The organism is Propionibacterium sp. oral taxon 192 str. F0372 (assembly GCF_000413315.1).
In the GTDB taxonomy this organism is placed as follows: Bacteria; Actinomycetota; Actinomycetes; order Propionibacteriales; family Propionibacteriaceae; genus Brooklawnia.
Genome location: NZ_KE340298.1, coordinates 102,508 through 125,459, shown reverse-complemented (window position 1 = coordinate 125,459; position 22,952 = coordinate 102,508). Strand labels below are relative to the sequence as shown.

Here is a 22,952-nt window from a genome sequence, read left to right as displayed (position 1 = left end):
GGTTTCACCCTTCTCGTTTGGCGATGTGGTCCATCAGCTCATCGAAGGCTGTGTCCCCAGACAACCGGGTCAGTTCCTCGGTGATCAGCGCTTTCATTGTGCGGCGGGCCAGCGCCACTTCGCGCTCGGGTTGCCCGGGCAACGACAGTACCGCATCGGTGCGTGAGATCCTGCGCACCACGACGGGCCCGGCCTCGGTTAGCAGTTCTACCGATTGCAGACCGGGATACCCTGAATCGGGCTCGGGACGTTCGACGGCGATGCTTAGTTTGAGTTCTAACCAGGCCGCCATTAGATCTGAGGGGGTCGAATCGGCGGGTGCCGTCACTGAGGCCGATAGGACCTTCGAGCGGGCCTGATCGAGTGCTGCGACGAGCAAGGCACGCCACCGGGTCAGTCGAGCCCATGCGAGGTCAGTGGTGCACGGTCGGTGGTCCCGTGCCAAATTTGCCAGCATCGTGGTGGGATGGGTTGCCCGTGCCGAGTCTACGATCAGGCGGTTGGTCAGGGTGCATAGTTCGTCGGCATACAGTTCGTTGGGAGCTCTGGTCGGCCACCATACGACGACGGGTAGCTCGGGCAGCAGCAGCGGGAGCAACACTGAAGATACGTGTCGGTCCATTTGTCCCGAGAAATCCAAGGTGATCACCTCAGTGGAGGAGGTCGCCTTGATGGCTGCGTTCAGCGGATGGGTATTGGTTCCGCCACGACGGGCCACGAGGATACGCGAAGGATGCTGCTCGGCGGCCTGTTCAGCCATATGCATTGCCTCATCGGTGTCATAGGCATCAATGTTGATCACTAGGGTCAGCACTTGGCCGCTTGCCCCGCGTCCTTGGTCACGCATCTCGTTGAGGGCCTGATTGATCTGCCGGGCATCGGTGTTTTCGAGTCTCATCATGCACACTCCTCAGGGACGACGCCAGGCATATCCGTCGCGAGCCAACATGGCATCGGAGTTGGCGGGACCCCAAGTGCCGGCAGGATACTGTTCTGGAGTGCCAGAGCAGGCCCATAAATCGAGCACCGGATCAAGGATCTGCCAGGATAATTCCACCTCGCGCTGCTGGGGGAACAACGGAGGATCGCCCAGCAGGACGTCGAGGATGAGTCTTTCGTAGGCCTCCGGGGAGGATTCGGTGAAAGAACCAGTGTAGGAGAAGTCCATCCCCACCTGACGGATTTCCATCTGGGTTCCGGGCACCTTGGCGCCGAAGACCATCTGGATACCCTCGTTAGGTTGGATGCGCAGCACCAGTGAGTTGACCCCGAGCTGCTCGATATCGGGCTGGGAGAACGGCATGTGCGGGGTGCGGTGGAAGTTGAGTGCGATCTCGGTGATACGGCGCGGTGCCCTTTTCGCGGTGCGTAGGAAGAACGGAACTCCGGCCCAGCGCCGGGAATCGATATCCACCCTGATGGCCGCATAAGTCTCAGTGACCGAGGTGGGATTGATGCCCTCCTCCTGGAGGAAACCGATGACTTCGCGTCCGCCTTGGTACCCGGCGGCGTACTGACCATTGGCGGAGTGGCTCCGTAGGTCGCCGACAACCGCGGAGGCTTCGAGCACCTTCTCCTTCTCCCGGCGCAGGTCGGTGGGAGAGAAGGAGTTAGGTTCTTCCATGGCGGCCAGGGCCATCAGTTGGAATAAGTGGTTCTGGATGACATCGCGCGCAGCGCCGACACCATCGTAGTAACCGGCACGTCCACCGATGCCGATGTCCTCGGCCATAGTGATCTGCACATCGGAGACGAAGTTCCGGTTCCAGATGGGCTCATACATCATGTTGGCGAATCGGAAGGCCAGCATGTTCTGCACGGTCTCCTTGCCCAGATAATGGTCGATGCGGAACACCGATTCTGCCGGGAAGGCAGCGGAAACCACGTCGTTGAGCACTTGGGAAGAGGCAAGATCGTGGCCGAAGGGTTTCTCAATGATTGCCCGCTTCCATCCTCGGGACTGGTCAGTCATCCCATGTGTGTTGAGTTGACCGATGACCTGCTCAAAATTCTTCGGCGGGATCGACAGATAGAAGGCATGATTGCCCCCAATGCCGTGTTCGGCATCGAAGTCATCAAGGGTTTCCCGCAGCCGACGGAAAGAATCGGTGTCGTCGAAGGCGCCTTGGACGAAACGCACCCCGTTGGTGAGCTGTCTCCAGACCTCTTCTCGGAAGGGGGTCCGGGCGTTCTCCCGTATCGAGGGGGCGATCTCGGCGATGAACTGTTCGGTGGACCAGTCACGACGACCGAAACCGATTAGTCCGAATCCCGGGGGAAGAGCCCCATGGTTGGCCAGGTCATAGATGGCAGGCAGAAGTTTCTTTCGCGACAGGTCGCCGGTCACTCCGAAGAGCACCAGCACGCTGGGGCCTGCGATCCGGGGCAATCGGCGATCACCGTCGTCACGCAGTGGATTGTTCCATGAGGCATCGTTCACTGTGAGATACTCACCCTTCCGGATCTCGTGGTCAGGCTCTGGCCAGGGCGGAGGTAACCCCGGCGACGAGTTCCTCCCACGATGCGATGAATTTGTCGACGCCCTCGGCCTCGAGCTTCTCGTACACTGGTTCTAGAGCTATTCCCTGGGCCTCAATGGCAGCGATCACCGCGCGTGCATCGTCGAGATTGCCGGTGATGGTATCGCCATCCACCACGCCATGATCGGCAAAGGCATCAAGGGTTTTGGCAGGCATCGTGTTGACACAGTGGTCGGCGATCAACTCGGCGACGTACAGGGTGTCGGAATAGTTGGGATTCTTGACCCCGGTGGATGCCCACAGCGGGCGTTGCAGGTTGGCGCCCTTGACCTCCAAGGTCTTGAACCGTTCGCAGGAGAAGACTTCCCGAAAGGCCGCGTATGCCAGCCGTGCATTGGCGACGGCAGCCTTCCCGCACATCCTCAGCGCCTCGGGAGTACCGATCGTGGTGAGCCGGGAGTCTATCTCGGAGTCGACCCGGGAGACGAAGAAGGATGCGACCGAATGGATGGTGGACAGATCGATTCCAGCGGCATCTGCCTGTTCGAGACCGCTCAGGTAGGCATCCATCACCTCCCGGTAACGTTTGACGGAGAAGATGAGGGTCACGTTGACCGAGATGCCGACTCCGATGGTTGCCGTGATGGCGGGCAGACCCGCCTTGGTTGCCGGAATTTTGATGAGCACATTGGGCTCACTGACTTGGGTGACCAGTTGGGCCGCCTGCTCAATGGTGGCTTGGGTCTCATTGGCCAGCATGGGGGAGACCTCGATCGAGACTCGGCCGTCGTAGCCGTTGGAGGTGTCATAGATCTCTCGGAGGACGCGGCAGGCTTGCGCGACGTCGTGGCTCATCAGCTTGGCAATTGCGGTCTCGATCGAGGATCCCTTCAACGCAGCGAGCTCAGTGCCGTACTGAGATAGATCCTGGAAGGCGGCAGCGAAGATGGTTGGGTTGGTGGTGACACCGGTGACCGACTTCTTGGTGATGAACTCCGCCAACTCACCGCTGCGGATGCGTTCGCGCGATAGATCGTCCAACCAGATGGACACGTTGGCGTCGTGAAGTGCCTTCAGATTCGGGTTCATGGCGGGAAGCTCCTGTTGTTGAATCCTGATCACTCCACTTTATCCAGACCCGACGACTTGCCGATACAGATCGTCCAGCAGCATTTGACGCTGATCGTAGAAGGCTGCCCGCTGCGGGTCATGGTGCAGCATCTCGCCGCTGGGAACGGTGACCCGCTCGGTGCCGGGAGATAATACGTCCAAGGCGATGAAGGCCAGCCCTTGCAGGGTGGAACGTTTGATGTCCACCGGGGTGACATCCAGGGTCAGCCCGTCGGCGAGCACCGTGAGGATGCCCGGGGCCTCGACCATTACCCGTCCGCCGACGCGTGCCGAGGAGACCTCGGTGATGGTGGACATCTGGTCGGTGATGCGCTGGAAGCTCCATACAATCCCCTCCAGCACACCGCGGTAGAGCTCAATGCTGGAGGTGGAGAAATCGAGGTGGTGCAGGGTGGCGCGTAAATCTCCGCGCCAACCCACCGAGCGCTCCCCGGTGAAAAACGGGAGCACCAAGGGAGTGATCATGGAGGGTGGTTCCAGCAAGGTGGCCGCGACGACATTGGACTCCGGCAGCCTGAGCTCCCGGTTCATCCACTCGGTGGCCCGTCCGACGTCATTGACCGCGCCACCGACGAGGCTGTAGTTGTCATCCACCCGATAGGCCCACAGCCCCCGGGGCAGGTCGACAGCAGCAGCTCCCACCGGATCGGGGACCAGCAGCCTCATCGCACCGGAAGTAGCCAAGGAGATCACCAGTGAATTCGTGCCTTCTCCGATTCCCCGGGTTGCTGCATAACCGTCACCGATGGGGGCGAACCAGTGGGCCTTGCGCAGGGCTGGGAACATTCGGTGGGCCCGGGACTTCTTCAGCGGGTGCAAGGCAACGCCCGGACTAGCGATTGGTGAAAGGACGTCGTCATCGATCCCGGCGAGTCCGAGCGCCACCTCATCCCAGACTCCGAGGCGGCGGTTCAACAGCCCTGACCAGGCGGCAGTGGATGTGCCGACACAGGAATGGCCGAGCAAATGCAGGTGTACGTACTCGCCGAGAGACATCCAGCGTGCAACCTGTCTGAAGGTCTTCGGTTCGGTGCGGGCCAGCCAGCGCAGCCGGGCGGGCAGATAGGATGCGTGGAACCGGCATCCGGTGCGATCTTGAATGTCATCCTCGTCGTGTGTGGCCCGTAGTTCGGCCACCTCACCTACGCAGCGGTTGTCATTGTAGTTGTAGCAGGTGGTGATTGCACGGCCGGTCACGGAGACGCCCACCAACGATGACGCGAAGGTATCCATGGCTACACCGATGATTTCCAGGCCTCCGGCGATGGTAACCAGTTGATCGATGATCGAGGTCAGTTCGGCGACGATCTGGTCGGGATCAATGACCGTGTGCCATCGGGAGCAGTGGTGAAGCGATGCGGAACCTTGATCCGGGGGCGAAGCGGGTGACCGGTGATGTCGAACAGCATTCCGCGCGATGCCGTGGAGCCCACATCGAGACCCAGCACCAAGGGAGTGTGAGCCCGGCCAACAGGAATCTCGTAGTCGGTTGGCATGGTCCGATCCTATCGGTCATCGTCCTTCCGGCTTCTGATCTGGGGCGTGCTCGGTTCGTGCGCCGTGGTGAGATGGTGTGCGGTTGATTGATGGCCATGCTGATTGATGTCCGGTACGGGGCGGTCCCCGTGTACTCTATGGTCAGACCACCGAGGTGCCACATTGTTAGGGTCTCCTCAGGGCTTGCCGCTTGGCAACGTCGACAGAATTAGACAACATTGGTGTTGTGAATTCTTCAGGTCGTTCGAACGCGCGGAGCTCTGGTGCCGAGGCCGTCGCGACCGATGCCTCCACGCGGCAGAAGGTTCTCGATCTGTTGCTGGAGCACGGCTCAATGACGGCCGCCCAGTTAGCTTCCGAACTTGGTCTTACCACAGCCGGGGTGCGTCGTCACCTCGCTATTCTTGACGAATCGAACCAGATCACCTCCCGCGAGGAGGGTGGTCCTCGTGGGCGTGGGCGGCCCGCGCGACACTATCTGCTGACCAGCGAGGGACGCCGTTCCTTTGGTCAGGCCTATGACGACCTTGCCCTCAGCGCGATTTCTGAGCTCGTCGCTGCCGCCGGGCCCGAAGCCCTTGATCGGCTGGCCAACAAGCGGTTCGCCGCTCTTGAAGCCGACTTCCGGCGTCGTCGGGCCGAGGACCCCGGCGCCGACCCGGCCCAATTGCTGGCCGATGCCCTCAACGCAGCTGGCTATTTCGCATCCACCGACGAGGGTGGGGAGCTATGCCAGCACCATTGCCCGGTGGCCAATGTCGCTGAGCAATTTCCTCAACTGTGCGAGGCCGAGACTCATGTTTTTTCCAGACTTCTCGGCATCGACGTGTCCCGGTTGGCCACCATCGCTTCGGGCGATGTGGCCTGCCGTGTACATCTGGGTGGCACCACCGTGGTGGGCGACCCGATAACTGTAGGCGCAGATCGAAAGGTGAGCGCATGACCTCGATGGTCGAGAACCAACCCACCCAGGAAGAGCAAATCGAAGCTTTGTCTCAGTACCGCTACGGGTGGCATGACGAGGACGTGGCAGGCGCCTCGGCCCGCCGTGGCCTTGACGAGGATGTCGTGCGCGACATCTCCGCTATCAAGAATGAACCCGAGTGGATGCTGGAGCACCGGCTCAAGGCCCTCGGACTCTTCGAACGCAAACCGATGCCCACGTGGGGTGCCGATCTGTCTGACATCGATTTCGATCAGATCAAGTACTACGTGCGTCCCACCGACAAGCCCGCAGCCGATTGGGACGACGTGCCGCAAGAGATCCGCGACACCTACGACCGGCTCGGCATCCCAGAGGCCGAGAAAGCCCGCCTGATTTCCGGGGTTGCCGCCCAGTACGAGTCTGAGGTGGTCTATCACAAGATCAACGAGGAGTTGGAGCGTCAAGGGGTTATCTTCTTGGACACCGACACCGCGTTAAAGCAGTACCCTGAGCTGTTCCGCGAGTACTACGGCACCGTCGTCCCATCCGGGGACAACAAATTCGCCGCACTGAACTCGGCGGTATGGTCGGGTGGGTCGTTCATCTACGTACCCAAGGGCGCCCAGGTTTCGATCCCGCTGCAAGCCTACTTCCGGATCAATACCGAGAACATGGGCCAGTTCGAGCGGACGCTGATCATCGCCGACGAGGGTTCCTACGTCCACTACGTCGAGGGCTGCACTGCCCCGATTTACAAATCAGATTCGCTGCACGCTGCGGTTGTCGAGATCGTGGTGAAGAAGAACGCCCGGGTGCGTTACTCGACTATCCAGAACTGGTCGACCAATGTGTATAACTTGGTCACCAAACGGGCGATCGTCGAGGCCGGGGGGACCATGGAATGGGTTGACGGCAACATCGGCGCCAAGGCCACCATGAAATACCCAGGGGTATGGCTCATGGGTGAGCGAGCCAAGGGGGAGACCTTATCGGTAGCCTTTGCTGGTGAGGGACAACACCAGGACACCGGCTCGAAGATGGTGCACTGTGCTCCCCATACTTCCTCAACCATCGTGTCGAAGTCGGTGTCGCGCTCGGGTGGGCGTTCAGCCTACCGTGGCTTGGTCGAGGTTCAGCCGGGAGCTTTCCACTCGGCTTCCTCGGTAAAGTGTGACGCCCTGCTCGTCGACAACATCTCCCGCACCGACACATACCCCTATGTCGATGTCAGGGAGGAGGACGTGTCGATGGCCCATGAGGCCACCGTATCGAAGATCTCTGAGGACCAGCTGTTCTATCTCATGCAGCGTGGCTTGTCCGAGGACGAGGCCGCTGCCATGGTGGTGCGTGGATTCGTTGAACCAATCGCCCGTGAGCTGCCAATGGAATATGCCTTGGAGCTCAACCGACTGATCGAACTGCAGATGGAGGGCGCGGTCGGCTGATCCCGACCGTCCCCTGTCACCAACGAGAATTCAGGAGATACGTTGAGCACCAACGATCAGAAGTTTAACTCCCATTTGCACCCGGTGCCGTCCTGGGAATTGGCCGACCACGCTGAGCCCACCGGCCGCGAAGAGGTTTGGCGGTTCAGTCCCGTCAAGAGGTTCCGTGACCTGATTACCACTGGCGGGGCGGTTACGTTGCCTGTGAGGGTCACCGCACCCACCGAGGTGGTGGTGCGGCAGGTGAATCCCGCCGAGGCCGTCGAGTTGGCCTTCGACCCGCCGGTGGACCGAGTTGCCGCGTGGGCCGCACTCGAGCCCGAGGCGGTGACGGTTGTTGAGGTTCCCCGGAAAGCCGAGCTCATTGAGCCGATCACCATTGAGATGACCGGCGACGGTTCGCTGGCTCGCGGGCATTTGCTGGTGTCGGTGGGGGAACAGGCCGTGGCCAAGATCATCCTGCGGCACACTGGTTCGGGCCGGATCGCCACAAAGGTGGAACTTGCTGCCGCCCAGGCCAGCCGAGTCGACCTGGTCAGCGTCCAGGACTGGGATGCCGGGTCCGTGCATGGCGGTCAGGTTTCGGTGAAGGTCGGCAAGGATGCCCAAGTGCGCACCATCCAGGCCACCGTCGGCCAGGGCGATGTACGTCTGGTGGAGCGCGCCGAGTATGACGGGCCAGGTGGCGAGTTGAACCAACTGGGCATGTACTTCGTGCGTGCCGGCCAACACGTCGAACACCGGCTGTTCGTCGACCATGTTGATCCGCACACTGTCTCCCATGTTGACTACCGGGGTGCGCTGCAGGGCAAAGGAGCACACTCGGTGTGGATTGGTGATGTGCTGATCCGCAAGACCGCCCTTGACATCGAGACCTATGAGACCAACCGGAACTTGGTACTCACCGAGGGTTGTCAAGCCGATTCGGTGCCGAATCTGGAGATCGAGACCGGGGAGATTCGCGGCGCAGGGCACTCCTCGTCAACCGGGCGTTTCGATGACGAGCAGCTGTTCTATCTGCGTTCCCGTGGGGTGCCCGAGGAGCAGGCGCGTCGGTTGATCGTCGAGGGATTCTTCCTCGACATCATCGGACGCATCCAAGTCCCCGAGATTGAGGCCCGGCTCGTCGAGGCCTTGAACCACCAGCTCGAATCCATTGAGGGCGTGGCCCGCGAATCACTGCTGAGTGAGGAGTCCTGATGACAGCCGTCGAGGTCGCAACCTTGGACGAACTGGTCGAGGGCGAGGCGTTGGGTATCGAGATACCCGGATCTGAAATTGAGGTGGCTTTGGTGCGCATCGGCGAGGAGGTCTTCGCCATTACCGACGAGTGCTCACACGGCAAGGTGCGGTTGTCCGAGGGGGACGTCGAGGTAGAACAGTGCCGCATCGAGTGTCACCTGCACGGATCCCGCTTCGACCTACGCACCGGTCAGGCCTTGAATCTCCCGGCCACCGAGCCGGTTCCCGTTTATCCCACAGTCATCGACGGCGAGCGAATCCTCGTCGACATCGACAACCCGATCAACAACCAGGAGAACTGAACCACCATGGCAGAACTCGTCATCACCGGCCTACACGTCGATGTCGAAACCGAACACGGCCCCAAAGAGATTCTCAAGGGTGTCAACCTCACCATAAGGACCGGTGAGATCCATGCCATCATGGGCCCCAATGGGTCGGGCAAGTCGACACTGGCCTATGCCGTTGCTGGGCACCCCAAGTACATGATCACCTCCGGTTCAGTGATGATCGACGGCGTGGAGCTCACTGAGTTGAGCGTCGACGAGCGAGCGAAAGCTGGTCTATTCCTGGCTATGCAGTATCCAGTTGAGGTGCCGGGTGTGTCCACCTCAAATTTCTTGCGCACCGCCAAGACCGCGCTGGACGGTGAGGCGCCCAAGGTGCGCACCTGGCCCAAGGTGATCGCCTCGGCCTTGGAAACGATGGAACTCGACCCCAGCTTCTCCGGTCGTTCGGTCAACGAGGGCTTTTCTGGTGGTGAGAAGAAGCGTGGTGAAATCGTCCAGCTTGATGTGCTGAACCCGAAGGTTGCGATCCTCGATGAGATCGATTCTGGTCTCGACATCGACGCGGTGCGGATGGTTGCCGAGGGCATCAATCGCTACGCGGCTCAAGGCGATCGCGGTGTGCTGCTGATCACCCATTACACCCGTATCCTGCGCTACACCGAGCCGACCCACGTTCACGTCTTCGTCGATGGACATGTGGTTGCTTCCGGGGGCAAGGAACTTTCCGAGGAACTCGAGATCGATGGCTACGACAAGTACCTGAAGGCAGCGCGTTCCTGATGTATGACGTCAACATGGTGCGTGCCGACTTCCCGGTCCTTGACCGGGAAGTCAGTGGACACCGGTTGGTGTACCTCGACTCGGCGAATACCTCGCAGAAGCCCCGTTGCGTGGTCGGCGCCGTCGAGGAGCACTACCTTCACCACAATGCGAATGTTGCCAGGGCCATGCATACCTTGGGAGCCGAGGCCACTGAGGCCTTCGAAGAAGCCCGAGGGAAGGTCGCGGGCTTCATTAATGCCGCGGGTGCCGAGGAGATCGTGTTCACCAAGAACGCTTCTGAGGCACTCAACCTGGCTGCCAACACCTTAGGTGCACGCCTTGCTCCCGGGGATGAGGTCGTGGTGTCGGTGATGGAACATCATTCGAATCTTGTTCCCTGGCAGCTGGCCTGCCAGCGCACTGGGGCAAGACTGCGATGGTTCGACATCACTGAGGACGGACGTCTCGACTTGGCCAAGGCCCATGCCGAGGGGCTGATCGGCGAGCGGACAAAGATCGTCTCGTTAACCTGGGCCTCCAATGTGCTGGGTACCGTCAATCCGATCCAGTCGATTGCCGATCAAGCCCATGCTGTTGGCGCAGTGATGGTGGTCGACGGTTCCCAGTGGGTACCGCAGGCGCCATGCGATGCCCGCGCATCGGGAGCCGATATTCTTGTGTTCACCGGACACAAGATGTGTGGCCCCACTGGAATCGGGGTGCTGTGGGGCCGGGGCGCCCTGCTCGCCGAGCTACCGCCCTTCCTCGGCGGCGGAGAGATGATTGAGATCGTGCGGATGGAAGGGTCCACTTACGCGCCACCACCGCACCGCTTCGAGGCAGGTACTCCACCGATCGCCCAGGCTGTTGGCCTTGGGGCAGCTGTTGATTACCTGGCCGGGCTCGGTATGGCCGATGTCCATGCCCACGAGCAGGAGATCACCGCCCGGATACTTCAAGGTATGGCGTCCCTCGACTTCATCCACGTCATGGGGCCCACCGAGATGGCTGATCGAGGAGGGGCAGTGTCGTTCACCGTTGACGGGGTGCACCCCCATGACCTGATGCAACTGCTTGACTCCCGTGGTGTCGCGGTGCGCGGTGGGCATCACTGCGCGGCTCCGCTGCATCGTCGGCTGGGCATCCAGTCCAGTTCGCGTGCCTCCGGTTACCTGTACACCACCAAAGAAGACGTCGATGCCTTGATCGAGACTCTCGACTGGGCTCATGATTTCTTCACCGGAAGAACCCGTTTGAGGAGCCTGTGATGAGCATCGAAGCGATGTATCAGGACATCATCTTGGATCACTACCATGAGAAGCACCACGCTGGTCTGCGCGAGCCATACGGAGCCGAAGTACACCACGTGAATCCCTCCTGCGGCGATGAGATCACCCTGCGTGCTGCCATTGATGGTGACACCATCACCGACATCTCCTACGAGGCCGAAGGATGCTCAATCTCCCAAGCATCTGTCTCAGTGATGGCCGACCTGCTGATCGGTCGCGACATCACCGACTCGATGGCGCTGTTCGAGGAGTTCCGCACCATGATGGAGGGCCAAGGAAAGGTCCCCGGCGATGAAGACCGACTGGAGGACGGCATTGCTTTCGTCGGGGTCGCCCAATTCCCGGCGCGTGTGAAATGTGCCATGCTCGGCTGGTCCGCGTTGCGCGACGCCTTAGCGCGCGCCGGTGCTGAGCTTTCCCCGACCGCCCAATGACGAGGAGTGAGATGACAAACCCTTCTGATCTAGTCCGTGACCAGCTTCCCGAGGTGAATTCTGTCGGCACCTGGGCCGAAGCCTCAGCAGAGGAGAAAAAAGCCGTCCTGCTGGAGGCGCTGAAGGAGGTATACGACCCCGAGTTGATGGTCAATATCGTGGACCTGGGTTTGGTCTATGACGTCCACATCGACGAGGAGACCAATGTCACCCTCGACATGACCCTAACCTCGCCCGCTTGCCCGCTGACCGACCAGATCGAGTACGAAACTCAAGCGGTACTGGGACAACTCGCCACCTCGGTGACGGTCAACTGGGTGTGGCTGCCGCCGTGGTCGGTCGAGATGATCACCGATGATGGACGCGAACAACTTCAAGCGCTGGGTTTCATGATCTGAGTCGGCAGTAAGAAGCTTGAGCGGGTAGTTCACTTAGACGGGCTGACCTGCATCGCACAATTCGACTGACGCAGTTCAGTCCGCTAAATTCCCGAACGCCTTACGCACCTCGTGTTCCAGTTCATGCTCGCGAGCTAAACGATCAACGTGGTTGCGAACGGCGTCAGCCATCAATTCTTGTTCTTCTTCAGACATATTGTCACGACGCTCTGCAATTGCTTCACGACAGGAATCTGCTGGGATGGTGTAAGTTTCGGAGAAGTTGGAATCAGCTAACAGCTCGGTGAAGGAGAACCGTCCGGAGGCGGCTTCTCCGATGGAATCTTTGAGCCGCTGGTCGGTGGTGTTGGCCTGGAGGACTCGTAGCGCATCATTCATTGCCTTCATCAAGGTTGGGTCATGACCGACCAGAGCCGCAAACGGGTGATCGTCATCCAAAGCCCCTGGCGCGTTCCGGTTCTGCATCTCCCACGTCTCTTTGGCGGGTCGAGTGCTTTCATCATCCTTCACTGGGCATCTCCACTTGCTCAACGGGGTGGATCGTTCCGAGGTAACCGCCAACGAGCCCGACAAATGTATAGGCGGCACCCACGGTGACACCTTGGATCGTAAGAACCGTTGCCCATACACCAAGTATTGCATCCAGCCAGGCGAGCAGGGCGGTGGACATAGCTGCAGCAGCGGGCGCGCCGATTCCCGAGGCTGTCGCTACTGCGATAGCTGAAGCTAGGATCGCTGCACCAGCCACCATGTCGAGAAGGGTCCCCAACAGAGCTCCGATGCCCTTGGCTGCAAAATACATGCCTTTCCCGCAGCTCTCGTACTCTGCCCCGAGCTTAGACAAGGGTGATGCCTGCTGGTTGTGTGCTTCGATGAGTTCGCGGAAGTAGGACTGTGCCGAATCCGACGCATCTCCTTGCCATCCGCGGAACAGCACGCCGCAGTCATTGGTGATTGCCGAACCCATCGCGGTCCAGTACTCCGATACCTTCGAAAAAGCGTCTCCGGCCTTGGTCACCCCCTTCCAATCCCCGGTGAACTGCTCGACGAACCAATCAATGGGATTGACTCCGATGGTCCACTCGAGCACCTTCCCCATCCAGTAGCTCGGGGAGACCAAGGAGCCACCGAGCTCTACGACCATTTGCGCCCACTCTGGTATCCCAGAGAACTCCTCGGCGGGCGGGATGCTGTCGCCGGGCAGGGCGGAACCGAACTCGCTGCCGCTGCCCGCCTGCGCAAGCGATGCACCACTACTGGTTGAGGAGCCCAGCTGGGAGAAGATGTCATTGACCGTCACAGTGTTGTCCTGTTCAGTCGTGTCGTAACGGTCCTGAGCATCTGCCAAGTTCTTCGCGACCGCATTGAGCAGCTTCTCACCACGTTGGATGTTTCTACGTGCGGTTGATACCGCACTATCGTGGTCGCGCAAGGCGACGGCGAACATCCTCCCATCCCATTGCCCCAAGGAGCCTGGCCCAGCCTCGACGTAAGCATCTGCCTTGCCGGCGCTGACGCGGAGTTCATCCATGCGTGTAGAGGCTGAATCTAGGATGTTCGTCGGTTGGAGTAAGAAGTCGCTCATGTACCTGTCATTCCGTGAAATGTGTTGCCTAGGAACGTAGCGTACGGTGGGGTCATGGTTGTCCTGCTTACGAAGGTTGTGTCGGTGCTCTGCGGGGTGCTTACCTGCACTTCGGTGCTCAATGCTTTCGCCACCCGTGCGTGGCAGTTCTGGGTTGCAGCACTAGCTTTCCTGGCATGGACGATCGGTTGGTGGGCACTGGGTGCGCACTGGACCACGGTCGGGTCATCGTCGCGCGTGGTACTTGATACCCATACCGGACTCATCGCGGCGACGATGGTCGTGGTCTTCATTGTGGCCAGCCTGTGCTTATCCACCTTGGGCTGAGAGTTGTTCACTTTGCTGACACCATGGCGTGGCTGAGCCAAAGCATCGACAGCAGCGGTTGCCTCACAGTTTTGTGGTGATCGGTTGTGGCCCGCGACAATGATACAGACATGTTGCAGGCCACAGATCTCGAGGTTCGCGCCGGGGCGCGGCTGCTGCTCGAACCCACGACATTCCGCGTCAACCCCGGCGACAAGATTGGCTTGGTCGGCCGCAACGGTGCCGGGAAGACCACCACTATGCGCATCCTGGCCGGGCAGCTGATCCCCGCAGCAGGGAAGGTATCGCGCTCGGGCAAGATCGGCTACCTGCCGCAGGACCCGGGGGAGAACGATCCTGAGCAGATCTCTATGGAGCGCATCCTGTCGGTGCGCAACCTTCCACGCATCCTAGAACGACTGGCCCTCGCGGAGACCGCCATGTCCATCGCCCGCGGTGATGCCCTGGAGAAAGCCATGGCCGACTATGCGAAGGCTGAGGCTCAACTGACCGCGGCCGGGGGATACGGTGCTAGGGCTGAAGCGGCACGGATTGCCGCCAACCTGAATCTGCCCGACCGAGTGCTCGGTCAACCGATGCGCGAACTTTCGGGCGGGCAACGCCGACGCGTCGAGGTGGCCCGCATCCTGTTCTCGAATGCCGACACTCTGCTGCTCGACGAACCAACCAATCACCTTGATGCTGACTCGGTGGTGTGGCTTCGCGACTTCTTGAAGACCTATCCCGGCGGGGTCATCATGATCTCCCACAACACCGAACTGCTCTCCGAGACAGTCACCAAGGTCTTCCACCTTGATGCCAACCGGGCATCGATGGACCTCTACTCAATGGGCTGGAAGCAGTACTTGGTGCAGCGCGAGGCCGATGAAAAGCGACGCAAACGCGAGCGGATGAATGCAGAACGCAAGGCAGCCCAACTGATCGCCCAGGCCGAAAAATTCGGGGCCAAGGCCACCAAGGCCGCAGCAGCCCAGAATATGACCCGCCGTGCCGAGAAACTGCTCGCCGACGTGGAGCCCGAACGCGTTCATGACAAGGTGGCCAACATCAAATTCCCGACTCCGGCACCGTGTGGGCGAACCCCGTTGACCGGCACCAGGTTGTCCAAGACTTACGGTTCACTCGAAGTGTTCACTGCCGTCGATCTCGCTGTCGATAAGGGTTCGCGGGTCGTAATTCTCGGCCTCAATGGTGCCGGGAAGACGACCTTGCTGCGTATCCTGGCAGGTGTGGAGCCCCCGGACACTGGGGAAGTTGTGGCCGGACACGGACTCAAACTTGGTTACTTCGCCCAGGAGCACGACCTGCTTGACCCATCGCGCACCGTGCTGGAGAATATGGCCGATGCAGCACCCGGGCTCAACGAGACCCAAGCCCGGGCGGTGCTTGGTGGTTTTCTGTTCACCGGCGACGACGACCACAAGCCTGCAGGGGTGCTGTCTGGTGGAGAGAAGACTCGGCTGGCCCTGGCCACATTGGTTGTTTCAGCGGCCAATGTCTTGTTGCTCGACGAACCGACCAACAACCTTGACCCCATCTCCCGGGAACAGGTGCTGTCCGCAATTCGCTCTTATCAAGGGGCGATGGTGTTGGTGACACATGATGAAGGAGCGGTCCAGGCGCTCCAACCCGACCGGGTCATCGTGCTGCCCGACGGTGTGGAAGACCTGTGGAGTGATGATTACGCCGAATTGGTCACCCTGGCCTGAACCGCACATTTTTCGATGCTTTGCCTGATGGACGCCATGATCATTTATCAGATTCTGATATAGGGGGCAGAAACCCTGACCAAAACCGATTCACTCACGTATTCTCATGTCATACCGGTGGGCAGAATTGAGGTGTGGTCATGGCCAGAATCACCAAGGGTCAACGCATCAGCGGGGAGCAGCGCCAGCAGCTCATGTCAGAGTTCGTCGAGCGGTACCGGGCGGGTGAGACCATCCGCCAGTTGGCAGAGTCCTCGGGGCGCTCCTACGGCTTCGTGCAGGGCATGCTCAAGGAGGCCGGGGTGTCTTTCCGCAGTAGAGGAGGAGCGCATCGTCCAGCTACCGAAACTTGATCGCCCGGCTCAGCGCCGGGTAAACACCGAGATGCTGACCGATGCCGTCGTGTCGAGAGCAGGCCAAGCGGTGCGGGCGGTGTGGAATGCGTTGGGGCCCATTCCCACCAGATCAGCCACTTCGTCGCAACCTAGGTGCAAGGGGAAACGTACCCCGGTCCGTTGTGTAAGTTTGATGCCTTCGATGCCCAGGGCTGCGTCAAGGCGGTCCAGTTTGTCCGCGGTGATCTCAAGCAGCCCACCCAAGCGTCGTAGCTCTACCAAATGATCGACGGTGGGGGTGACCACCACCAGGCTGCCCCCGGGGCGCAGGATACGGGCGAACTCGGATGGATTGCGTGGCGCGAAGATGCATGCCAAGAGCCCGACGGTGGCGTCACGAAGAGGTAGCCCTGCCCATGTGTCAGCCACCACAGAAGCCAAGCCATGGCGTGCCGCCCAGCGAGTTGCCATCGCAGAGACATCCACCGCCAGGTGTGGGTATTCGCGCCCGGAGAGCAGACGACGCAGGTAGTGCCCTGTTCCCGCTCCGACTTCGACCACTGGTCCAGGGATATTCGCACAGGCCGTAACCAGTGTCTCCATGATCGGTCCATAGGCTCCGCTGTCCAGGAAACGGGCCCGCGCAGCCACCATCTCCATTGTGTCGGCATTGGGCGGAGAACTCCGGCCCAATAGGTTCAGCTGACCCTGCCTGGCGATGTCAAAACTGTGACCATGTGGACAACGAACCACTCGATCATCCCTTGACAAGGCCCCTGAGCATACCGGGCAGGCCAGCAGATCCAAACCAGCATCAATCGGTTGGGTGGCGGGCATCGAAACCTCCAACGGGTGCGGTGGGAACCCGACAAGGGTGGGTAACGGAATTTGTGCGCGTGTCCCGCGCATAAGCGCAGCCCTCAAGATAGCTTCGAGGGGTGAACAATGCCACCAACACTTCCGGACGCGTCGCTCTGGTCACCGGGGCCTCACGCGGCATCGGCGCAGCGATCGGGACTACCCTCGTGGAACGCGGCTACCGCGTCATCGGTTTGTCTTCTTCCGGCAAGGCGCCCGGCGGGGTCATGGCGCTTGCCTGTGATGTCGCTGATCCGGTCGCAGTCGACGCGGCATTCGCCCGAGTTGAGAAGGAACTCGGCCCAGTAGAGGTTTTGGTCGCCAATGCCGGCATCACCCGTGACTGCCTGTTGATGAGGATGGGGGATGAGGATTGGTCGCAGGTGCTGGATGTGAACCTCACCGGTGCCTTCAATGTCATCCGCCGCGCGAGCCGCCCAATGGTCAAGGCCAGGTTCGGCAGGATCGTGGTCATCTCCTCGGTGGTGGCAACGATGGGATCCATAGGGCAAGTCAACTATGCGTCAACCAAGGCAGGACTCATCGGTATGGCTCGCTCGGTGGCCCGTGAACTGGGTGGGAGGGGCATAACCTGTAATGTCATCGCGCCCGGCTTTATCGCCACCGACATGACCGAGATACTTGATGAAAAGATGCGGACCGAGTACCTCGCGAAGGTACCTGTAGGGCGCATGGGTGAGGTGGGCGACATCGCACGCGCGGTCGCCTTCCTGGTCGATGACGAATCTGGATACATTACTGGGGCGGTGCTCCCGGTTGACGGTGGAATGGGAATGGGTGACTGAACAATGGGAATCCTTGACGGCAAGAAGATCATGGTCACTGGTGTGACCATGAATACCTCGATTGCCTATGCAGTGGCGCGTATCGCCCAGGAACAGGGCGCGGAGGTGATCGTGTCAAATTTCGGCCGGGGCATGTCCCTGACCAACCGGGTGGTCAAGAAGCTGGATCCGGTACCCGCGGTGCTGGACTTGAACGTGACCGACCCCCAGGCACTGGCCGATTTGCCCGGGGTGCTGCGCGAGCATGGCTTCGACCACCTCGACGGGGTAGTGCACTCGGTCGCCTATGCGAATCCTGCTACCGCCTTGGGCGGAGCCTTCCTCACCACTGGCTGGGAGGATGTTGCCACTGCGGTGCACACTTCTGCCTACTCCCTCCAGTCACTGACTATGGCGGTGCGTGATCTGCTGTCCACCGGATCGTCCGTCGTTGGACTCACCTTCGATGCCACGGTCTCCTGGCCCACCTACGACTGGATGGGCGTGGCGAAGGCCGCCCTCGAATCGACCAACAGGTACCTGGCCCGTTATCTTGGCCCGGACGGTATCCGCTGCAATCTGGTGGCTGCCGGCCCGGTTGACACCATCGCCAAGAAGGCGATTCCCGGATCGACCGATTTCAATGCCGTGTGGGAACAACGAGCGCCGCTGGGATGGGACCCGAAGGATGCCACCGCGGTCGGGAAGGCCGTTGTCGCCTTACTCAGCGACTGGTTCCCGATGACCACCGGAACGATGCTCCACGTTGACGGGGGGCTGCATTCCACCGGGGCCTGATTGGTGCGGTACCTGCGACCGGCGTCGCTGGGAGATAAGGTTTCAGATATGGTGACCGTGGCGGAATTGGATCGGGTGAGCGTGCGCCGAGGCGCGAAACTGCTACTCGACGAGGTCGATTTCAAAGTATCCGAATCTGAGCGATGGGTCGTCGTCGGCCCCAATGGTGCCGGGAAAACGACCATGTTGTCCCTACTCGCCGCGCAAATGCACCCCACCCAAGGGGTGGTCAGCCTGCTGGGGGAGTACTTGGGGGCAGTCGATGTCTTCGAGTTGCGACCCAGGATAGGACTGGCCTCCTCTGCCATGGCCCATCGCATCCCAGCGTCGGAGAAGGTTCGAGACATCATTATGTCGGCCTCCTACGGGATGCTCGGACGCTGGCGAGAATCCTACGAGGCCATGGACCAGAACCGGGCTATGGAACTCATGCGGCTGATGCAGGTCGGTGAACTCGGCGATCGCACCTACGGCACCCTGTCCGAGGGAGAACGCAAGCGGGTAGAGATCGCCCGGGCACTGATGACCGATCCTGAGTTGTTGTTGCTCGACGAACCGAGTGCCGGGCTCGACCTGTGCGGCAGGGAGATACTGGTGGGGATTCTTGGTCGGCTTTGTGCCAACCCCTATGCGCCCACCGTCGTGTTGGTGACCCATCACTTGGAGGAGATCCCTTCAGGCATCACTCACGCTCTGCTGCTGACCGACGGCAAGGTATATGCCCAAGGTCCAGTTCGCGAGGTGATCACTTCGGAGAACGTCTCGGGTGCTTACGGCATCCCCTTGGAGGTGACCAGGACCGACGACAGGTGGAGCGCCCGCGCCTTCCACCCTGCTCGTCGCGCCCAGCAGTAGTACCCGCCCGGAACGCTGGTGACTTTCGGTGCCTCGTGCCCGGATATCTGTGGTCAGCGGTTTGTCGTTTCGTGCCAGTCCTCGTCGTGGGCTGCGTAACGAGTTGAAAGGGCTCCGCAGACCATCAACTGGACCATATGGAAGATCACCAGTGGAAGAACGATGGTTCCCACACTGGCTGCAGGGAACATTACCGAGGCCATCGGTACACCCGTTGCCAGCGACTTCTTGGTTCCGCAGAACTGGATGGTGATCTGGTCGCGCCGATTGAATCCCAGCCAGGCCGGTGTCTGCCAAGTGAGCCACAGCATCAGCATCAGCAATACCCCGGTGATCACCACGATCGCCACCAGATCACCGATACCGGTGCGCTGCCACAGTCCTTCTCGGGCCCCTTGGGAGAATGCCTTGTAGACCACCAGGACGATGGATCCCTGGTCGACGAGCTTCAACTGCGGGTGACGGGCGACGAAATCGGCCGTTACCCGCCGGGAGAACTGCCCGAGCATGAAGGGCAGCAGGATCTGGCAGGCGATATCCACCACCGAGGAAGGATCGAGGGTCAGACCGGTAGTGGTCATCAGCCACAGTGCCAACAGGGGGGTGACGAATACCCCCAGCAGATTCGACACCGAGGCCGAGACGATGGCTCCAGCGACATTGCCCCGGGCGATCGAGGTGAAGTTAATCGAGGACTGCACCGTCGAGGGCACCAGACACAGAAACAGAAAACCGCGGTGCACATCACCGGAGATAAGCCAGGGCTCCATCAATCCGAGCAGGATGCCCAGTATGGGGAAGATCACATAGGTGAATGACAGGATCACCGCGTGCAGCTTCCAATGCTTCAAGCCAGCCAAAGTCTCCGAGGGTTTGAGGCGCACCCCATAGAGGAAAAACAATATGAAGATCAGCACCTTGGTGGTCCAGTCCATGACTGGAACGCCTATCCCGCGGGCAGGGAGGAAGGACGCGACCACCGCGGAGACGACAATCGCTGTCAGGAACCAGTCGACCTTGAAGTGTCTGCCTGAAGCCATGGACCACACAATACGGACGATTCACGTAGCATGGGGCCTCGTGCACACCATCGAGATCACCAATCCCGGCGATGAACGACTCGCCGACTACGTGCACCTTCGGGAGTCGTCGCTGCGCCGCCGACTTGAGGCGGGTCGGGGTATATTTATCGCTGAAGGAGCCAAGGTAATTCGTCGCGCAGTTGAGACTGGGCATGTCCCGAAATCACTGATGCTTGCCGAGCGATGGCTGGCCGGGTTGAGCGACCTATTGATCGGGATGGATGCTCCGGTCTATCTAGTCAGCGAGGAACTCGCCGAGCAGGTGACTGGCTTCCATGTGCACCGTGGCGCATTGGGTGCAATGTATCGGCGCGAAGCGTGGACCTTGGAGCAGATCTTGGTGATGGACAGGGTCGTCGTGTTGGAAGACATCGTCGATCACACCAATGTGGGGGCGATCATCCGCTGCGCAGCGGCTCTCGGGTGGCAGGGTGCGATTCTTGCTCCCAGGTGTGCCGATCCGTTGTACCGCCGGGCGATCAAGACCTCCATGGGAGCGGTCTTCTCCCTACCTTGGACACGCCTGGCCAGCCACGACCTGTCGGTGCTGCACAGGGCCGGTTTCGAGACAGTAGCCATGGCACTGGGCGATGACGCAGTGGACTTGGGCGATTACGCAGCCCAGGTGCGTTCGTTGGACCGGCGGATCGCGTTGGTGCTAGGCACCGAGGGGGCGGGAATCTCACGCGAATGGCTTGCCCGGGCGGATCTGGCGGTCCGGATTCCGATGGCCGCTGGTATCGATTCCCTCAACGTCGCCACGGCCGCAGCCGTCGCCTGCTATGAACTTGCACCCCCGGCATCAAGTTCCTCGGGGGAGACCACCTCAATCTCGGGATAGTCTGGCCGCCACATCGCGTCATAGACCTGTTGGATCGGATTGTCCAGTGGGCGCCGGGCCAGTCCCTCCTTGTTCGCTTGCTGGGCCACTGCCACAGCGACACGCGCTGAGATCGCGCGCAGTTGGTGCATTGCCGGTAATAGGGAGGCTCCCCTGCGCCGGTCGGTGACCGCATCCGCGACTGCCCGGGCGGCTGCCGCCAGCATCGAGTCGGAAATCTGTTCAGCTTTGCAGGTCACCACACCCAGACCGATACCCGGAAAGATCAGGGCATTGTTCGCCTGGGCGATGGTGTGCATCTGATCGTCGTGTTGCACCGGAGTGAAAGGGGAGCCTGTGGCAATGAGCGCCCTTCCCCTGGTCCATTCGAGCAGATCCACAGGGGTGGCCTCCGCCCGTGATGTGGGATTGGACAACGGCATGATGACCGGCCACTCGCAGTGCGCGGCCATCTCCTTGATGACTTGCTCGGTGAAGGCTCCCGGCTGGGCAGATGCGCCGATCAGGATCGTGGGGTGCACATTGCGCACCACATCGGCCAGTTCATGACGGCCTGGGATATCAAGTACCCAGTCGGTGAGTTCGGCGGGGTCACGTGCGTAGGGCTCCTGGAAGTCTCGCAACTGGCCGCCACGCAGGCACAGACCCCGGGAGGAGAGCCCCCAGAACCTGGATTTGGCCTTTTCCGGATCCATTCCCTCGGCCACCATGAGATCCACCAACAGGTTTGCGATGCCGATGCCCGCCGAACCAGCGCCGTGAATGACGATTCGTTGCTCGGCGAGGCTCGAATGATTGGCCCGGATCCCGGACAGCACCGCCGCGACGACGACTGCCGCCGTGCCCTGGATATCGTCGTTGAAGGAACATACCTCGTCACGGTAGCGGTTCAGGATTCGGTGGGCGTTTGCCGCGGCGAAGTCTTCCCAGTGGATCATGGCATTGGGGAAGGCGGCCGTGATCTCTGTGACAAACCGATCGATAAAGGAGTCATATGCCTCTCCGCGCACCCGGGAATGGCGTACACCCAGATAAGCTGGGTCATTGAGCAGGTCGAGGTTGTCGGTCCCGGTGTCTAGCACCACCGGAAGAACACGGTTGGGGTGGATTCCGGCTGCTGCTACGTAGACCGATAGCTTGCCCACGGCGATGGCGACCCCGCCCACGCCCTGGTCACCGATGCCCAGGATGCCCTCGGAGTCGGTGACGACGACCAGGTCCACCTCCTCGGGGCCTTTCCCGGAGGCAGCGAGGGCGATGGCGATTCCGTCGGGATTGTCGATGTTGAGGTAGAGACCGCGTGGTTTGTGGAACCAGTGGGAGTACTCCTGGATGGCCTTGCCGATGGTCGGGGTGTAGACGATCGGCAGCATCTCCTCAATGTTCTCGGTGAGCAACCGGTAAAAGAGGATCTCGTTCCGATCCTGCATGGAGGTGAGGTAGATGTACTTGGCTAGATCCGTCGGCTCGCGTGCATACTGCTTGTAGACCCGCCGCATCTGGGCGTCAGCGGATATGATCGCATCAGGCAACAGACCGGATAGTCCGAGATCGCGGCGCTGCTCGGCGGTGAAGGCAGTGCCGAAATTGATCAGCGGGTTGGCCAGAACGGCGCGACCGCGGGCTGCGATGCGGGCGATGTCCCGCCCGTCGCGACGAATGAGATCGTAATCTTTGGGCACAGCCATAGCCTATTGGCTGGCTATCATCTGGCGCATCACCGTTGCCCGGGATGACTGAACAGGACCGCACGCCTTGTGGGTGCGCGAGCTGAGCCAACGTTCCAGAAGTATCGTGAACTTCTCCACCCGGCACCGATCGCAGCATTGTATCGGTTGCGGGGCTGTGGTGCGGGCAAGGAACCCGGAGGATCGATCCTATGGA

General features: G+C 60.7%; 25 protein-coding genes. 15 read left to right on the top strand and 10 right to left on the bottom strand.

Annotated features, from left to right (window positions below):
* Nucleotides 1–4: 4 nt before the first annotated feature.
* The 5 genes from HMPREF1531_RS11875 to HMPREF1531_RS13115 are packed head-to-tail and all read right to left on the bottom strand — an operon-like array spanning nt 5 to nt 5,107.
* Nucleotides 5–901, bottom strand: coding sequence for a glucose-6-phosphate dehydrogenase assembly protein OpcA (locus HMPREF1531_RS11875; RefSeq protein ID WP_016670203.1), 897 nt, complete (start codon nt 899–901; stop codon nt 5–7).
* A 9-nt stretch (nt 902–910) separates the two neighbouring features.
* On the bottom strand, nt 911–2,440 hold the full coding sequence (gene zwf, locus HMPREF1531_RS11870; RefSeq protein WP_016670202.1) for a glucose-6-phosphate dehydrogenase: 1,530 nt from the start codon (nt 2,438–2,440) through the stop codon (nt 911–913).
* 31 nt (nt 2,441–2,471) lie between these two features.
* Complete coding sequence (gene tal, locus HMPREF1531_RS11865; protein WP_016670201.1) at nt 2,472–3,569, bottom strand: transaldolase; 1,098 nt, start codon at nt 3,567–3,569, stop codon at nt 2,472–2,474.
* Nucleotides 3,570–3,608: 39 nt separating this feature from the next.
* A complete protein-coding gene (locus HMPREF1531_RS11860) occupies nt 3,609–4,877 on the bottom strand; it encodes an FGGY family carbohydrate kinase (protein ID WP_232210285.1) in 1,269 nt (422 codons plus the stop codon).
* Between the two features lie 26 nt (nt 4,878–4,903).
* Entirely contained in the window at nt 4,904–5,107 is a 204-nt protein-coding gene (locus HMPREF1531_RS13115) for a hypothetical protein (protein ID WP_016670199.1), read from the bottom strand.
* A gap of 227 nt (nt 5,108–5,334) precedes the next feature.
* Here HMPREF1531_RS13115 and HMPREF1531_RS11855 point away from each other — a divergent pair, with 227 nt between their 5' ends.
* The 8 genes from HMPREF1531_RS11855 to HMPREF1531_RS11820 are packed head-to-tail and all read left to right on the top strand — an operon-like array spanning nt 5,335 to nt 11,893.
* A complete protein-coding gene (locus tag HMPREF1531_RS11855) occupies nt 5,335–6,051 on the top strand; it encodes a helix-turn-helix transcriptional regulator (RefSeq protein WP_036899453.1) in 717 nt (238 codons plus the stop codon).
* Entirely contained in the window at nt 6,048–7,478 is a 1,431-nt protein-coding gene (gene sufB, locus HMPREF1531_RS11850) for a Fe-S cluster assembly protein SufB (protein ID WP_016670197.1), read from the top strand. The genes HMPREF1531_RS11855 and sufB overlap by 4 nt, the downstream gene beginning before the upstream one ends.
* 42 nt (nt 7,479–7,520) lie before the next feature.
* Entirely contained in the window at nt 7,521–8,678 is a 1,158-nt protein-coding gene (locus tag HMPREF1531_RS11845) for a SufB/SufD family protein (protein WP_016670196.1), read from the top strand.
* Nucleotides 8,678–9,022 carry a non-heme iron oxygenase ferredoxin subunit gene (locus tag HMPREF1531_RS11840; RefSeq protein WP_016670195.1) on the top strand — a complete coding sequence of 115 codons (345 nt, stop codon included), beginning with the start codon at nt 8,678–8,680 and terminating at the stop codon, nt 9,020–9,022. Before HMPREF1531_RS11845 ends, HMPREF1531_RS11840 begins: the two co-directional genes overlap by 1 nt.
* Nucleotides 9,023–9,028: 6 nt before the next feature.
* Nucleotides 9,029–9,790: a Fe-S cluster assembly ATPase SufC gene (sufC, locus tag HMPREF1531_RS11835; protein ID WP_016670194.1), complete on the top strand. Its 762-nt coding sequence runs from the start codon at nt 9,029–9,031 to the stop codon at nt 9,788–9,790.
* Nucleotides 9,787–11,040, top strand: coding sequence for a SufS family cysteine desulfurase (locus tag HMPREF1531_RS11830; RefSeq protein ID WP_036899451.1), 1,254 nt, complete (start codon nt 9,787–9,789; stop codon nt 11,038–11,040). Before sufC ends, HMPREF1531_RS11830 begins: the two co-directional genes overlap by 4 nt.
* The gene (gene sufU, locus HMPREF1531_RS11825) at nt 11,040–11,495 is read left to right on the top strand and encodes a Fe-S cluster assembly sulfur transfer protein SufU (protein WP_016670192.1); all 456 of its coding nucleotides are present in this window, start codon (nt 11,040–11,042) and stop codon (nt 11,493–11,495) included. Before HMPREF1531_RS11830 ends, sufU begins: the two co-directional genes overlap by 1 nt.
* An 11-nt stretch (nt 11,496–11,506) precedes the next feature.
* Complete coding sequence (locus HMPREF1531_RS11820) at nt 11,507–11,893, top strand: metal-sulfur cluster assembly factor (protein ID WP_016670191.1); 387 nt, start codon at nt 11,507–11,509, stop codon at nt 11,891–11,893.
* 75 nt (nt 11,894–11,968) lie between these two features.
* Here HMPREF1531_RS11820 and HMPREF1531_RS11815 read toward each other — a convergent pair whose 3' ends face one another.
* A complete protein-coding gene (locus tag HMPREF1531_RS11815; protein WP_036899444.1) occupies nt 11,969–12,403 on the bottom strand; it encodes a hypothetical protein in 435 nt (144 codons plus the stop codon).
* The gene (locus HMPREF1531_RS11810; RefSeq protein WP_036899442.1) at nt 12,393–13,424 is read right to left on the bottom strand and encodes a hypothetical protein; all 1,032 of its coding nucleotides are present in this window, start codon (nt 13,422–13,424) and stop codon (nt 12,393–12,395) included. Before HMPREF1531_RS11810 ends, HMPREF1531_RS11815 begins: the two co-directional genes overlap by 11 nt.
* A gap of 108 nt (nt 13,425–13,532) precedes the next feature.
* Here HMPREF1531_RS11810 and HMPREF1531_RS11805 point away from each other — a divergent pair, with 108 nt between their 5' ends.
* The 3 genes from HMPREF1531_RS11805 to HMPREF1531_RS11795 all read left to right on the top strand — a co-directional run bounded on the left by HMPREF1531_RS11805 (nt 13,533) and on the right by HMPREF1531_RS11795 (nt 15,867).
* Nucleotides 13,533–13,805: a hypothetical protein gene (locus HMPREF1531_RS11805; RefSeq protein ID WP_016670188.1), complete on the top strand. Its 273-nt coding sequence runs from the start codon at nt 13,533–13,535 to the stop codon at nt 13,803–13,805.
* 110 nt (nt 13,806–13,915) lie between these two features.
* Nucleotides 13,916–15,514 carry an ABC-F family ATP-binding cassette domain-containing protein gene (locus HMPREF1531_RS11800; protein ID WP_016670187.1) on the top strand — a complete coding sequence of 533 codons (1,599 nt, stop codon included), beginning with the start codon at nt 13,916–13,918 and terminating at the stop codon, nt 15,512–15,514.
* Between the two features lie 140 nt (nt 15,515–15,654).
* A complete protein-coding gene (locus tag HMPREF1531_RS11795) occupies nt 15,655–15,867 on the top strand; it encodes a helix-turn-helix domain-containing protein (protein ID WP_016670186.1) in 213 nt (70 codons plus the stop codon).
* 9 nt (nt 15,868–15,876) lie between these two features.
* Here the strand turns inward: HMPREF1531_RS11795 and HMPREF1531_RS11790 are convergent, their stop codons facing one another.
* Nucleotides 15,877–16,686 (bottom strand): putative RNA methyltransferase, encoded by an 810-nt coding sequence (locus HMPREF1531_RS11790; RefSeq protein ID WP_016670185.1) that lies wholly within the window; start codon nt 16,684–16,686, stop codon nt 15,877–15,879.
* A gap of 101 nt (nt 16,687–16,787) precedes the next feature.
* Between HMPREF1531_RS11790 and HMPREF1531_RS11785 the strand changes: the two genes are divergently transcribed.
* From HMPREF1531_RS11785 to HMPREF1531_RS11775, 3 genes are read left to right on the top strand one after another with little or no spacing between them, the layout of a single operon-like run.
* Nucleotides 16,788–17,513, top strand: coding sequence for a beta-ketoacyl-ACP reductase (locus HMPREF1531_RS11785; RefSeq protein ID WP_016670184.1), 726 nt, complete (start codon nt 16,788–16,790; stop codon nt 17,511–17,513).
* Nucleotides 17,514–17,516: 3 nt separating this feature from the next.
* A complete protein-coding gene (gene fabI, locus HMPREF1531_RS11780; protein ID WP_016670183.1) occupies nt 17,517–18,290 on the top strand; it encodes an enoyl-ACP reductase FabI in 774 nt (257 codons plus the stop codon).
* Between the two features lie 48 nt (nt 18,291–18,338).
* Nucleotides 18,339–19,145, top strand: a complete 807-nt coding sequence (locus tag HMPREF1531_RS11775; RefSeq protein ID WP_016670182.1) for an ABC transporter ATP-binding protein — start codon at nt 18,339–18,341, stop codon at nt 19,143–19,145.
* Nucleotides 19,146–19,198: 53 nt separating this feature from the next.
* Here the strand turns inward: HMPREF1531_RS11775 and HMPREF1531_RS11770 are convergent, their stop codons facing one another.
* Entirely contained in the window at nt 19,199–20,185 is a 987-nt protein-coding gene (locus HMPREF1531_RS11770) for a bile acid:sodium symporter family protein (RefSeq protein WP_036899438.1), read from the bottom strand.
* On the opposite strand from HMPREF1531_RS11770, the gene HMPREF1531_RS11765 reads away from it, so the two are divergent.
* Complete coding sequence (locus tag HMPREF1531_RS11765) at nt 20,184–21,068, top strand: TrmH family RNA methyltransferase (RefSeq protein WP_016670180.1); 885 nt, start codon at nt 20,184–20,186, stop codon at nt 21,066–21,068. The genes HMPREF1531_RS11770 and HMPREF1531_RS11765 overlap by 2 nt on opposite strands.
* Here HMPREF1531_RS11765 and HMPREF1531_RS11760 read toward each other — a convergent pair.
* Complete coding sequence (locus tag HMPREF1531_RS11760; RefSeq protein ID WP_016670179.1) at nt 21,008–22,756, bottom strand: NAD-dependent malic enzyme; 1,749 nt, start codon at nt 22,754–22,756, stop codon at nt 21,008–21,010. The genes HMPREF1531_RS11765 and HMPREF1531_RS11760 overlap by 61 nt on opposite strands.
* Between the last annotated feature and the right edge of the window lie 196 nt (nt 22,757–22,952).